This is a genomic window from Paenibacillus soyae (assembly GCF_024623455.1).
GTDB classification, from domain to species: domain Bacteria; phylum Bacillota; class Bacilli; order Paenibacillales; family Paenibacillaceae; genus Pristimantibacillus; species Pristimantibacillus soyae.
This window is the reverse complement of record NZ_JANIPJ010000002.1, coordinates 121,511-133,916: the sequence shown is the minus strand read 5'-3', so window position 1 is coordinate 133,916 and position 12,406 is coordinate 121,511. Positions and strand designations below refer to the sequence as shown.

The window sequence follows — 12,406 nt, the reverse complement described above, 5'->3', positions numbered from 1 at the left end:
AAGGGCGGAGATTCGCATGCCGGTAACTTTAATATGGGCCATGGACCGTAACCGGGCCATAGGCGGGGACAACCGAATGTTATGGCATCTGCCCGCGGACATGGCGTTCTTCAGAAAAACAACCACGGGAAAAACCGTGCTTATGGGAAGAAAAACGTATGAATCGCTTGGCAAACCGCTTCCTAATCGCCGGAATGTCGTGCTTACGCGCCAGGAAGGTCTTGAGCTGGAAGGCTGCGAAGTGATCCATGACATCGAAGAGGCGATCGGCCGTTACGGGGAAGAAGAGCTGATGGTCATTGGGGGCGCTGAAGTATACGCGCTGGCGCTTCCATATGCGGACAAGCTCCTGCTTACGGATGTCGACGCGGAAATCGCGGACGCGGACGCCTTCTTCCCGATATGGGAGGAAGACGAGTGGACTCTGACGGACAGCGTATTCCGTGAGAAGGATGAGCGTAACCCGTATGACTGTCGTTTTTGCACTTATGAGCGCGTTTTAAAGCCGATGGGTTGAAAAGAATTGAAGAATTAACGAACTATATGTCATAAAGTGCAAATGATTGTGCGGAAAATCCATTAACCTGTTCATCTATGGGATGCTAGCATGTTATAATAAGTTATTCGACTTTAAAGCAGTGAATAAAGATACACAATATATAACGACTTGGATTCCCGCAATTATTGATGAAATCATACGCATGCACCGGGATACAGGGGATGGAGGAATAGCGATCATGTCTACACCAACAGGATTTATGGAATATCAACGCGAATTGCCGGCCGATCGCGATCCGCTCGAGCGCATTAAGGATTGGAACGAATTTCATAAGCATCTGTCCGATGAGCAGCTTCGCACGCAAGGCGCGCGCTGCATGGACTGCGGAACGCCTTATTGCCACACCGGGATGGAATTGGCCGGCTCGGTGTCCGGTTGTCCGGTCAACAACCTGATTCCGGAATGGAACAACCTGATCTACAGAGGGCTGTGGCGCGAAGCGCTGGATCGTCTGCACAAGACGAACAACTTCCCCGAGTTCACGGGACGCGTATGTCCTGCGCCTTGCGAAGGCTCCTGTACGGTAGGCTTAATCGGTGACGCCGTTACGATTAAGACCATTGAACAAGCTATCATCGACAGAGGCTTCGAAGAAGGCTGGGTTGTGCCGCAGCCTCCGAAGGTTCGCACCGGCAAACGCGTAGCGGTCGTAGGTTCGGGTCCTGCAGGGATGGCAACCGCCGCTCAATTGAACAAAGCCGGCCATACGGTAACGGTATACGAACGCGCCGATCGGATCGGCGGCCTGCTCACGTACGGCATCCCGACGATGAAGCTGGAGAAGCATGTCGTCCAGCGCCGCGTTGATCTGCTTACGGAGGAAGGGATCGAGTTCGTGACGAACACCGAGATCGGCAAGGATATCTCGGCAAGCGAGCTCATGGAGAAATTCGATGCGGTCGTCCTGTGCGGCGGCGCTACGAAAGCTCGCGATGTCGAGATCGAGGGACGCGATCTGAAGGGCGTTCATATGGCGATGGATTATTTGAACGGCACTATCAAGAGCTACCTGGACTCGAATCTCGAGGATGGCAACTATATCTCCGCCAAGGACAAGGACGTTATCGTCATCGGCGGCGGCGATACTGGCACGGACTGCGTGGCGACAGCGCTTCGTCACGGCTGCAAATCCGTTACGCAATTCGGCACGCACGCGAAGGCGCCGCTGGAGCGCGATCCGATCGGCAACCCTTGGCCGCAGTTCCCGAACGTATACACGCTGGACTACGCCCAAGAAGAAGCGAAAGCTCTATACGGCGAAGACCCTCGCGTATTCTCCGTCCTCACGAAAAAGTTCGTAGGCGATGAGAATGGCAATCTGAAAGAGCTGCACACGGTTCAGATTGAACGTACGGTTGACGAGACAGGACGCAAAATTTACAAAGAGATTCCAGGCACGGAGAAAGTATGGCCTGCCGATCTCGTATTCATTGCGGTTGGCTTCGAAGGACCGGAGAAGACGTTGATCGAACAGCTTGGTCTGGATCAAGACCGTCGTTCCAATGTCAAAGCGACTTACGGCAAATACAAAACGAACGTGGATAAAGTATTCGCTGCCGGCGATATGCGCCGCGGTCAAAGCTTGGTCGTATGGGCGATTAACGAAGGCCGCGAAGCAGCTCGCGAAGTGGACAAATATTTGATGGGATCCTCGATGCTCCCATAACAAGCATAAGGCATATAGCCGCAGGCAGCGGCTGTGGCGGCATACCAAGAAAGCGCCCCTGGGGCGCTTTTCTTGCTTGTCTGCGAACAATTATTGAAGGAGCGGATAGCATGATCAAATACGGATCCGATTGCATAACGGAATTGAAATTCGAAGGCTACCGGCCTGCAATGGAGCTGCGGGAAGACGGACAATGGGTCGATATCGTGCTGCATCCATCGCTGCATGAATCGACGCCGGCGCCGGATGATTTGATCCAGTTCTCCATTCTGGTCATCTGCACGACCGATGGGACAATCGCCCAAATCGTTCCGCAAGACGAGGATTGCGACTGCGAATATCAGTTCACCTTCTCGGAGAAAGAGCAGATCGCTTCGTACATCAATAGCGGCGAAGTACAGGCGGCCATCGGAAAACTAACCTCCCGCAGCTAAGGAAAGTTGTGGTAAAATCGGGGGAGATGTTATGTCCAGGGGGAGATGAACATGTCCGCCGATCAAGCCTACCTGCTTACGCCGAACGATGTTCGGAACATTAGAAGCTACGTCCATCATAAGTACTCTGCCATGCCGAACGAACAGCGGGCGGAGATCGTTGCCGACGCGGTTACGCGTATCATTCACAAACAGCTCCCAGAGTTCAGTCCCCCGGTCAAAAGAGAGCTGACCCGCACGCTGATCCGAACGACGGTTCTCGAGCATCAGCGGCCTGTGAGCGCGGACGATGTGTACGCTTTATGCCTGGAGCTGGATCAGCGGGATGAAGCGATCGCAGGGCCCCTTCGCAGATGGGTAAGGGAGAAGGAAGCCGTATTATTTTTGACAGAGTCCTCTTCGACTGCCGGACAATTGGCCGAGGCTTCGTCGAGGCTCGCCGAAGTTATTCCGCTAAGACCGCCCATTCATCCGATAATCCGCAGAAGGAGACGAGATCGCCTTCTGTTATACGGCGTGTTATCGGCGTGCGTTGTCGCGGCGACGGTTATATTTAATTGGACGATATCGACGCCCCAGGAGGGGCCGGTGCCTGTCGCTCAGCAGCAGACCGTTCAACCGGCGGCGTCCGCCGAGGCTCGCGTGAACGAATTGCCGGACGAGCTGCGGTATGCGGATATCGACCGGAAACGTCTCATCGGTTATCTGGACGACAAATCCTCGCTGCTCGCTGAACCCCGGTATTTTGACGCGATTATCGACGCGTCCAAGCAATTCGATATCCATCCCGCTTTCTTGTTTGCGATTACCGGGCAAGAGCAGGCTTTTGTTCCAGCCTCGCACGAGAGAGCGAAGGAAATCGCCAACAATCCGTTTAACGTCTTTCACAGCTGGCAGGATTTTAACACGACTATCGAGCAGTCGGCGCAAATCGCGGCCAGGACAATCGTGCGCTTAAGCAAGGACAGGCCTGCCGAAGTGAATCCCTTCACATGGATCAATCGCGAATACGCGGAGGATCCGAACTGGTCGAAGGGCGTCGAATCGATATTCCGCGCGATTGTATCCGTGCTTAACGAGCCAGTTTAATGATTACCCATAGCAATAGTATGAAGACCGCAAAGGAGCGACCCGTTGTTGAAGACTTTAATCATAGCGGAGAAACCCGACATGGGGCGTAATATCGCGGCTGCCATAGATCCCCGAGCCAAAAACAACCGCACTTATATCGAAGGCGAACAATATATCATTACCTGGGCGATCGGCCATCTCATTGGACTAGCCGAGCCCGACGCTTATGATGACCGGTACAAGAAGTGGAATATTAACGATTTGCCAATCATCCCGAGCGCATTCAAGCTGGTCCCCAACCGCAAGACGTACGATCAATTGAAGGTGATCAAGGATTTGGCCAAGCGTTGCGACTCGCTCGTGAATTGCTGCGACGCCGGGCGCGAGGGACAGTACATCTTTTCGCTTATTCAGAGACACCTCAAGCTAAAGCAGCCCGTGAAGCGGCTATGGATTTCGGATCTGACGCCGGAGACGATCCGCAGAGGGTTCGCGGAGCTGAGAGACGGTTCCGAATACGACAATCTGACCAAAGCGGCTACGGCAAGAAGCGAAGCGGATTGGCTGATCGGCATGAACGGTTCGCGGGCGTTCACGACGCGGCATAACGTGTTGTTGTCCGTCGGCAGAGTGCAGACGCCGGTGCTTGCGCTAATCTATGACCGTCAGAAGACGATTGAAACGTTTGATTCGCTGAAGTTCTACGAGGTGGAAGCGCAGTTCGAGCAATTCGAAACGTCTTACCGAGGGCTGTGGCAAGGCGATCGAATGACGGATCCGAAGAAAGCCGAAGCCATCGCGGCCAAGGTGAAGGGGAAAACCGGCCGTATCGCGTCCTACGAAGTAAAAGAAGTAAAGGAGTATCCTTATAAATTGTACGACCTTACGCTTCTGCAGCGGGAGGCGAACGGCAAGTACGGGTTTTCCGCCAAAAAAACGCTGGACATCGCGCAGGCGCTCTACGAGAAGCACAAAGTCATCTCTTATCCGAGAACGAATTCCAACTACGTGACGGAGCAGAACATTCCCGAGATGCACAAGGCGTTGGCGTCCCTGCAAGGGACGCAGTATGACGAATGGGTGAAAGGCGCGAACCGCGGGCTTGTACACAAGGGGAACAAATTTATTTGCAACCCTGCCAAAGTCGAGGATCACCACGCCATTCTTCCGACGCACCGGAAAGCGTCGGGCCTGTCGGCCGAAGAAGCGAAGCTCTACGATCTAATCGTGCGCCGGTTTCTGTCCCAGTTCTATCCGGCCGCCGAATACAAATCGCATACCGTGCTTACGGAAGTCGAGGGCGAAACGTTCAAAACGAATGTGAAGGAGCTTCTCAGCCTCGGCTGGAAAGCGATCTACGCCGACCAGAAAAAAGAGAAAGGCAAGAAAAAGGACGAAGACGCGGAGGAAGAAGAGGAAGTCGCCGAGCCGTTCTCCGTTGATGATAAGTCCGACGTTCTCTGTCGTAACGCCCAATCGAAGGAGAAGGAGACGCAGCCGCCTAAGCCCTATACGGAAGGTACGCTGCTCAAAGCGATGGAAAGCGCGGGCAAGCAGATCGAGGACGAGGAAGTGCGGGATGCGATGAAGGATTCCGGACTGGGCACTCCGGCTACCCGCGCCGCAACGATCGAAAGACTCAAGAACGTGGGCTACGTGACGATGCAAGGCAAAAAAATAATGATTACGCAGAAGGGGCGCACGGCGATCGAGCTCATCCGGGCCGCTGGCGTGGAACTCTTAACCTCGCCTGAGATGACTGGCATGTGGGAACGCCGGCTGAACGAAATCGCTAGAGGCAGCGCATCCGACGAGCAGTTTATGGAAAACGTAAAGAAGTTTGCGACGATGATCGTGGAGAAGGTACGCCAGCAATCCAGAGCGGACATCAAAGCGTTCGAGGGAGATGCGCCAGCCGCCAAAGGGAAACCCCGCCGGACAGTCGCGAGATCAGGCGAGGAGAAGCCGGCGTCCGCTAGGGGCGTAAAAAGCAAAAGCGCTGCTGGACGATCCAAGGCAGCGCCGGCCGCAGGAGCGGGACAGAGCGGAGGAGAGACTTCGGGCGAACCGCGGACCGTTGCCGCCTGTCCGCGACCGGGCTGCGGCGGCCAATTGTTTATGGGCCGCAAGGGTTATGGCTGCTCGAACTATCGAACCGGCTGCAAATTCGTGATCTGGAAGGAATCGTTCGGCCGCACCTTAACGGATGCCCAGATCAAAGCCCTAGCCGAAAAAGGTAAAACGGCAAAGCTCAAGCTCGTCCTCGCGAACGGGTCGCAAAGCGAAGGGCGAATCGTCCTTCGCAGCCTGGACAACGGGGAGCTTGGCGTGGAACAAGCTTAAGGCCGGACTGGAGGTTTAATCGCGATTCACATACCGGTGAATCGTCTCCGGCACGTCCTTGAGCTGATCCAGCGTGAAGAAAGCGCCGCGCGGCTTCACGTCAATCTGCACCAGGTTGTACTGCCATTCTTCCTGCATACGCATATGGATGGCGTGAATGCCGGCCGTTAGGGCGGGAACCACATCGGTACGGATCGAGTTGCCGATCATCCACGTATGATCGCGATCGAACTGGCCGGTTTTTAGGATTTGTTCCAGGGCGTCATTGTTTTTTTTCTGCCGGATGTAAATACGAGAGCTAAAGTACCGCTCGAGCCCCATCCGATCGATCTTGCGCTGCTGGATGAGCAGCTCACCGCCCGTATAGAGGTGAAGCTCATGTCCCGCGTTCGCGAGTTCGTCAAGTGTATGCTCCATGTTCGGATACGGCTCGGTTTCATGCTCGTAGACGCTAATTCCGAGCTTCCATAGGAAATCTTTTTCCACGGCGGATCGTTTGCGACCGGTCAGATCGCTGAAGTATATATAGGTTTCCAAGAAGGATTGAGGAAAATGCTCGCTCTTGAAGCCCGTCTCGCCGATCAACGCGATATCGATCTCCGTTTGCTTATCGCGGATCGCTCCGCTCGTCACAAGAGAAGAGCCGCCGAACCAAGTCGTCATGGCGTCGACGAATTGATCCACAACGTAGAAAAAATATTTATTGCAATAAATTAACGTATCGTCTAAGTCGAACAAAATATGCTGCTTCATCTTATGCAGTCTCCTTTGCGGGAACGATGGCTTTCTAATCTTATCGTATGACCAATCTACCGCAAATGGATGTCATTAGTCAATGAATGGGAATCAGAAGCCTCATATGCCCGCAGCAGGCATAGTAAGGGCTTGCCCTCCGCATAATGTAAGTGGAGGTGAACTACCGTGCCGCATAATAAAAGCGAAAAGATTCATAATCAGCAGGACGACGCCAGTCAGAAGTCTCACGCGAGAACGCCGAAAGAGAATGAGATCGCGGAGAGACCGGCAAGCTTAAACGGAATAAGCAAAGAAAATCCGTAATGATGCAAAAACAAAGAGGAGAGCTCGAACGAACGAATCGTTCGGGCTCTCCTCTTGTCTATAGTTAAGCATATTTCAATTGCGTCTCGGCTAGACGGTTCTTAATAAACGCGATCCGCTTGCGTACGTAAAAATCCCGGCTGTCGCCTCTAAGGTCTCGCGGCCCGATCACCTCCTCTGTGTCGTTGTTAATAATGACGAGCCGTCCGTCGCTATAAAACTTAAACGTCAAATCGCGGTTCGGCCTTACCTTCTCAACGTAACGGAAATTCTCACAGTTGGTCTTCATGGTGATCAAGCCTCCTTTATTTTGTTGAACAATTTCGAACATTTGTTCTTGTTTTGATTATACCAAACATTTGTTCGTGTGGAAAGTGTTTTTTATTTACTTTAAACTAGATTCATAGAAGCGTTTGCAGGATGAGAAGGAGTGCGGACTATGTTGAGAATAAAAGGTTTGACCAAACGGATCCCGGGCGGTCCGAAGGTGCTTAACGATATTAGCTTCGAAGCTTACGAAGGCGACTTTATCGCGGTCAAAGGCACCAGCGGCAGCGGCAAATCGATGCTTCTCAAATGTTTGGCGCTGCAGGAGAGCTGGACGTCCGGCACGTACCAGTTCGGCGGCAAGGACGTGCTCAAGGAAGGCTGGCTCGCGAAGCAGAAGGTGAAGCAGCAAGTAGCCTACATAGAAGAGAAGCCTTACTTGATCCCGGAGAAGACCGGCCTGAAAAACGTCATTATCGGATCGGTCAACCAAACCCCCGCCTGGCGGAGATGGACGGGCATGGTCCGAAACGACGATTATATGGGCGCGATGGATCTGATCGAGAAGCGCGGCCTGCTGGATAAGGCGCATACGAAAGCGAAGCATCTGAGCGGCGGTGAACGGCAGCGGATGGCCATCGCAAGGGCGCTCGTGCATGGCGCCAAAGTAATCGTGGCGGACGAGCCCGTCTCCGGTCTCGACCCGCACGCCGCGGACGCCGTGCTTAGCGAGCTGAAGGCTCTCTGCAAGAACGAAGGCATCATCGTCATTGCCGTGCTCCATCAAGGGGACTGGGCAGAGCGGTACGCGGATCGTATTCTGGGTCTGAACAAAGGCAATCTCGTGCTGGACGTATACGGCAGAAGGCTGACGGAGCGGGAGAAAATGCTTCTGTAAGCAAGCGGCGAGGAAACGTCCGCGTCATGGGATGAGCGGGAGGAAGCATATAGTTAACCATCTAACGTAAATAGGATGGTGGAATTAGAATATGGCGATATCTCACCCGCTTATCGTTCAGACCGCGAAAGCCAGCTTTCCGAAGGCCGACTTGTCCATCCCGCACGTAAGCGGAGGAGCGAGCGCTTCTGCGGAAGCAATCATCAATCAAGCGCTGCTGAAGGAAGCGCAGGAGCTGGTCAACAGCCAAGGGAGCTTGGAGGACCCCCGGGCGGAGATGATCGGCTACTACGAGCTGAAAACGAACGAGAAGGACATATTCAGCCTGTCGCTTTTCAATTACGCTTACACAGGAGGAGCGCACGGCATGACGCTGCAGCATTCCTTAACGTTCAAGGCTTCTACGGGCAAAATATATACGCTCGCCGAGCTGTTCAAGCCGGGGAGCGACTATGTTTCCCGAATCAATAAGTTCGTGGCGGCAGGCATCAAAGCGAGAAATATCGAAACGCTCGAGCCGTTCACTTCCATTGCGCCCGATCAGCCATTCTACGTGGCGGACCGTTCGCTGGTCATTTATTTCGGGCTCTACGAGCTCGCCGCTTACGTATATGGATTTTTATATTTTCCGATTTCGGTATTCGAATTACAGGATATCGTGAACGAAGACGGTCCGCTTGGACCGATGCTCGCGGGCGATTAGCGAAACGCAAGGAGCGGTGTATGAACGTCTTTATAACTATCGGCGCTGCGGCAGCAGGAGCAGCCGTCATCATCGGCATCATTCAACACGTGGCGCTCCGGCGCCAACAACAAAAATCTTCATCGATTGGCCGATCCGAAATGATCCGAACCGAGCTTCGGGATGCCCGCAATTCAACCGGAGCATCGCCAAGCCAGGAGAAGGATATTCCGGCCTCCGGGCAAGCCGGCATGACGCATGGGAAACGGAGAGGGCGGCCTGGCGGCTCTCGGCAGCCCGTTATTCTTCTCGTCGACGACGGAATAACGCTGCGCCAGCTTATGGCGGAGATGCTCCGCGACCGAGGATATGTCGTGATGGAAGCCGGAACCGGCTTGGAAGCGGTACAAGCGGCGGCAGAGAAACGGCCCGACTGCGTGCTGCTCGACGTAAGGCTGCCCGATATGAGCGGCATAGAAGCGCTTAAGGAGATTAGACGGAAGGGGTGCGACGCCTCTGTCGTCCTCATGACCGGGTACATGGATGAGCGACAGATGGAAGAAGCGAATCGAATCGGATTCGATCGTCTGCTTACGAAGCCGTTCGACCTCATTCAGGTGCGCCTGGCCGTCGAACAGTTATTAAACGCGGAGGAGCTCAATAGCGATATCGGGTAACGTAAGGATCTCTAGGAATGCTGCGAATGCGGCATCTCCGGAGGTTCTTTTTGCGTGATCGCCAGCATGCTTGACCCTCGCCGGACATACAGTAGGTTAAGGAGGGGATTTGTATGCTCACGATCCTGCTTGGACTCATATTGTTCGGAGCCGTGTGCGCGCTGATCATGGCGATCGCCTTCAAAGCGCAGAGGGGGCTCCGGTTAACCGGATACCAGAGCATGGCGCGTTACGGTAAGCAAACGCAGATGATGCAGGACAAGCACGATCTTGGACGTTTCGGTCTTGCGCAGCTGCTTCGGAGGAGCGGGGGCGGCATATGGCCGCTGGGGCTTTCCTCCGGCTCCATGGCCCTAATCGGCAGCAGCGTGATATTGTTCGGGCCAGCGCTGCAGCAAGGGGGCTTATCCGTTATCGGTTACGGCCTGCCGCTGCTTGGCCTGTTCTACCTGTGCGTAAGCGGGAGCTTGGCCGAGCTGTCGTCCGCTTATCCGGTCGCGGGCAGCTTCTACCATGCGTCGTATGAGATGGGGGGCAGAAGATGGGGACTTCGGGCCGGCTGGTTCCATGCCGCCGGTCATCTTGCCATGCTCGCTCTTCTGGTCGGCGGCTGCGCCTATCTGGCCGATGGCGCGGCGTCTGCCTTTTTGGGGTACGACTCGTCTATTTTCAGCTTCGGCGCGATGATACTGGCGGTTGCCGGCACGCTGGCTGCCGTTCATCAGTACGGGGCGGCATGGCTCAAAGTCATACATGCGGCCGGGCTATGGTTCCAGCTGCTATGCGCGGTATTGATCATTGCCGGTCTGACTTGGATGTTCTGGCCGGGAGGTTATTCACCCGCGCTGTTATATGAGATGCAAACCATCGATTTTAGCGGAAAAGTAGGCTTGGAACCTTTTCTCGTCGCCCTGCTGCTGCTGGCCAAGTTGTTCCTCGGAATGGACGGCGCTTCGCAAGGGGCGGAGGAGACGATAGAGCCGCGCGTCAGAGTGCCGTGGGCGATCTTCTTGTCCACCTCCTATACGTTCGTCATCGGCCTCGTGCTGTTGACGTTCTTGGCGTTGACAGCGGGTTCGATCCAAGCGGCAGGCGGAGGCTTCGAGCCGTCGCTTGGCTGGAATAACGGCCTTGCCGGCTTGAATGGATTCATGGAGAGCGCGCTCACGGGTTTTGGAGGCTCGCCTCTTGTCTTGCTCTTGATTATTGGTACGCTATGGGGAAGCGGACTGCAGTCCTTGTCCGTATGCGCGAGAGCGTTATTAGGTCTTGCAAGGGAGGAGGCCGTGCCGTTCGCCGGTAAAGTCGGATGGATATCCGGCCGAACGCAGACGCCATGGCTGGCGGGATGGATTAGCGCGGCCGTTGCCGTAATGATGCTGGCCGGCGCGCAGCTCCTTCGTCCAGAGGCTTCTTTGCTTCCGCTCCTGGGCTTCTCCATCGTTACGCTTCATGCGGCTTACGCCATACCGATTGGTCTGCGGTTCACGCACTGGAAGCCGGCAGGAACGGCTCGAAAGCGCCGCCCTTGGGCCGGAACAAGCGTGGAATCGCGATGGAGCAGCGCGCCCTGGCAGCTTGGTGGGTGGAGTCCCGCCGTGAACGGAGCGGCTTTCCTATGGCTTGTCGCGACGGCTGCCGCGGCGGCTGTTTTTCTTGATCATGCCGCCGCGGTCGGCGGCGCGGCGATCGTGCTTCTCGTGACCGTTTTTGAGCTGGGAGACGGCAGGAGGGCTCGCCGGGCATCGGGCAAATGAAAGAAATAAGGGCAGGATCATTTCCCGGAAGCGGGAAATGAACGCCCGCGCTGAACGATCATTTCCCGGGGAAACGCAATAACGGACAGGAACTAAATCGTTTCGACAATAGCGTGAAGCATTGCGCTGTAAACTGTCGAAATTATCAGTCTATTTTCATTATTTTCAAGGATCATCTCTTCGTTAACGTGGTTAATCAGCGAACGGCAACTAGGCTTTGCCATCTTCTCCCTGCTAAGCTTATAATGAAGAAAACGGATAACAACATAAGGGAAGGATGGAGAATCGTTGAATAGGAATAGCACTACGGCTATGCTCGCTTCGCTCCAAATCGGAATGCCGAGGCCGCTGCAGCACGGATCCAGGGAAGTGACAAGCGGCATTTTCAAGACGGCAACGCAAGAACCGCTGCGCATCGGCCGGCTTGGCATTCAAGGCGACGGGCAAGGCGACACCATCCACCACGGAGGTCCCGATAAGGCCGTATGCGCCTATTGCGATGGGCGATATCCGTTTTGGCGGGAGGAGTTCGGCTTGCCGTTCCCTAACGGCTCTTTCGGCGAAAACTTTACGATCGCCGGTTGGCTAGAAGACGATCTCTGCATCGGCGATATCATCACGATCGGCTCCGTAACGCTGCAGGTCAGCCAGCCCCGACAGCCCTGCTTCAAGCTGGGCATCCGTAACGAATTGCCTACGCTGCCTGTTCGTGCGCAGGAAACCGGGTATACCGGATTCTATTTCCGCGTACTGGAGGAAGGAGAAACGAAGGCCGGAGACGTGTTGACCGTGGTCGAGCGGAATGGTCATGCGTTCAGCATCGCGGCCGCGAATGACGTTATGTACCGCGCCAAAAACGATAGGGCGGCCATCTCGAAGCTGCTTGAAGTCGGAGAGCTTGCGGAAGCCTGGCGTCAGCAGCTCCAAAGCAGGCTGGATAAGCTGAAGACGGAAACATAGAAAGCTCTCATATCGTTAATGTCCTTAACAAAA

The 12,406-nt window shown here is 54.8% G+C and carries 13 protein-coding genes; 11 read left to right on the top strand and 2 right to left on the bottom strand.

Features of this window, described 5'->3' with window-relative positions:
• The first annotated feature begins 16 nt into the window (after nucleotides 1-16).
• From NQZ67_RS03105 to NQZ67_RS03085, 5 genes are all read left to right on the top strand, one after another.
• On the top strand, nucleotides 17-517 hold the full coding sequence (locus tag NQZ67_RS03105) for a dihydrofolate reductase (RefSeq protein ID WP_257442667.1): 501 nt from the start codon (nucleotides 17-19) through the stop codon (nucleotides 515-517).
• Nucleotides 518-737: 220 nt separating this feature from the next.
• Entirely contained in the window at nucleotides 738-2,225 is a 1,488-nt protein-coding gene (locus tag NQZ67_RS03100) for a glutamate synthase subunit beta (protein WP_257442665.1), read from the top strand.
• A 110-nt stretch (nucleotides 2,226-2,335) separates the two neighbouring features.
• Nucleotides 2,336-2,659, top strand: a complete 324-nt coding sequence (locus NQZ67_RS03095; RefSeq protein WP_257442662.1) for a hypothetical protein — start codon at nucleotides 2,336-2,338, stop codon at nucleotides 2,657-2,659.
• A gap of 51 nt (nucleotides 2,660-2,710) precedes the next feature.
• Complete coding sequence (locus NQZ67_RS03090; protein ID WP_257442660.1) at nucleotides 2,711-3,748, top strand: hypothetical protein; 1,038 nt, start codon at nucleotides 2,711-2,713, stop codon at nucleotides 3,746-3,748.
• Between the two features lie 48 nt (nucleotides 3,749-3,796).
• Nucleotides 3,797-6,073 carry a type IA DNA topoisomerase gene (locus NQZ67_RS03085; RefSeq protein ID WP_257442658.1) on the top strand — a complete coding sequence of 759 codons (2,277 nt, stop codon included), beginning with the start codon at nucleotides 3,797-3,799 and terminating at the stop codon, nucleotides 6,071-6,073.
• A gap of 15 nt (nucleotides 6,074-6,088) precedes the next feature.
• Here NQZ67_RS03085 and NQZ67_RS03080 read toward each other — a convergent pair whose 3' ends face one another.
• Nucleotides 6,089-6,826, bottom strand: a complete 738-nt coding sequence (locus tag NQZ67_RS03080; RefSeq protein WP_257442655.1) for an HAD family hydrolase — start codon at nucleotides 6,824-6,826, stop codon at nucleotides 6,089-6,091.
• Between the two features lie 168 nt (nucleotides 6,827-6,994).
• On the opposite strand from NQZ67_RS03080, the gene NQZ67_RS03075 reads away from it, so the two are divergent.
• Nucleotides 6,995-7,132 carry a hypothetical protein gene (locus tag NQZ67_RS03075; RefSeq protein ID WP_257442653.1) on the top strand — a complete coding sequence of 46 codons (138 nt, stop codon included), beginning with the start codon at nucleotides 6,995-6,997 and terminating at the stop codon, nucleotides 7,130-7,132.
• A gap of 64 nt (nucleotides 7,133-7,196) precedes the next feature.
• Here NQZ67_RS03075 and NQZ67_RS03070 read toward each other — a convergent pair whose 3' ends face one another.
• Nucleotides 7,197-7,421 carry a hypothetical protein gene (locus NQZ67_RS03070; RefSeq protein ID WP_257442652.1) on the bottom strand — a complete coding sequence of 75 codons (225 nt, stop codon included), beginning with the start codon at nucleotides 7,419-7,421 and terminating at the stop codon, nucleotides 7,197-7,199.
• Between the two features lie 150 nt (nucleotides 7,422-7,571).
• Between NQZ67_RS03070 and NQZ67_RS03065 the strand changes: the two genes are divergently transcribed.
• The 5 genes from NQZ67_RS03065 (at nucleotide 7,572) to NQZ67_RS03045 (ending at nucleotide 12,373) form a co-directional block, all read left to right on the top strand.
• Nucleotides 7,572-8,297, top strand: a complete 726-nt coding sequence (locus tag NQZ67_RS03065; protein ID WP_257442651.1) for a phosphonate ABC transporter ATP-binding protein — start codon at nucleotides 7,572-7,574, stop codon at nucleotides 8,295-8,297.
• Between the two features lie 91 nt (nucleotides 8,298-8,388).
• Nucleotides 8,389-9,000, top strand: a complete 612-nt coding sequence (locus NQZ67_RS03060) for a DUF3298 and DUF4163 domain-containing protein (protein WP_257442650.1) — start codon at nucleotides 8,389-8,391, stop codon at nucleotides 8,998-9,000.
• Nucleotides 9,001-9,020: 20 nt separating this feature from the next.
• Complete coding sequence (locus tag NQZ67_RS03055) at nucleotides 9,021-9,656, top strand: response regulator (RefSeq protein WP_257442649.1); 636 nt, start codon at nucleotides 9,021-9,023, stop codon at nucleotides 9,654-9,656.
• Between the two features lie 113 nt (nucleotides 9,657-9,769).
• Nucleotides 9,770-11,413, top strand: coding sequence for an amino acid permease (locus NQZ67_RS03050; RefSeq protein ID WP_257442648.1), 1,644 nt, complete (start codon nucleotides 9,770-9,772; stop codon nucleotides 11,411-11,413).
• 288 nt (nucleotides 11,414-11,701) lie between these two features.
• Nucleotides 11,702-12,373, top strand: a complete 672-nt coding sequence (locus tag NQZ67_RS03045; RefSeq protein WP_257442647.1) for an MOSC domain-containing protein — start codon at nucleotides 11,702-11,704, stop codon at nucleotides 12,371-12,373.
• Nucleotides 12,374-12,406 lie beyond the last annotated feature (33 nt).

Coding starts and splice junctions, on each gene's coding strand:
- NQZ67_RS03105 (WP_257442667.1), top strand. CDS start 17: ATGCCGGTAACTTTAATATGGGCCATGGACCGTAACCGGGCCATAGGC.
- NQZ67_RS03100 (WP_257442665.1), top strand. CDS start 738: ATGTCTACACCAACAGGATTTATGGAATATCAACGCGAATTGCCGGCC.
- NQZ67_RS03095 (WP_257442662.1), top strand. CDS start 2,336: ATGATCAAATACGGATCCGATTGCATAACGGAATTGAAATTCGAAGGC.
- NQZ67_RS03090 (WP_257442660.1), top strand. CDS start 2,711: ATGTCCGCCGATCAAGCCTACCTGCTTACGCCGAACGATGTTCGGAAC.
- NQZ67_RS03080 (WP_257442655.1), bottom strand. CDS start 6,826: ATGAAGCAGCATATTTTGTTCGACTTAGACGATACGTTAATTTATTGC.
- NQZ67_RS03070 (WP_257442652.1), bottom strand. CDS start 7,421: ATGAAGACCAACTGTGAGAATTTCCGTTACGTTGAGAAGGTAAGGCCG.
- NQZ67_RS03065 (WP_257442651.1), top strand. CDS start 7,572: ATGTTGAGAATAAAAGGTTTGACCAAACGGATCCCGGGCGGTCCGAAG.
- NQZ67_RS03060 (WP_257442650.1), top strand. CDS start 8,389: ATGGCGATATCTCACCCGCTTATCGTTCAGACCGCGAAAGCCAGCTTT.
- NQZ67_RS03055 (WP_257442649.1), top strand. CDS start 9,021: ATGAACGTCTTTATAACTATCGGCGCTGCGGCAGCAGGAGCAGCCGTC.
- NQZ67_RS03050 (WP_257442648.1), top strand. CDS start 9,770: ATGCTCACGATCCTGCTTGGACTCATATTGTTCGGAGCCGTGTGCGCG.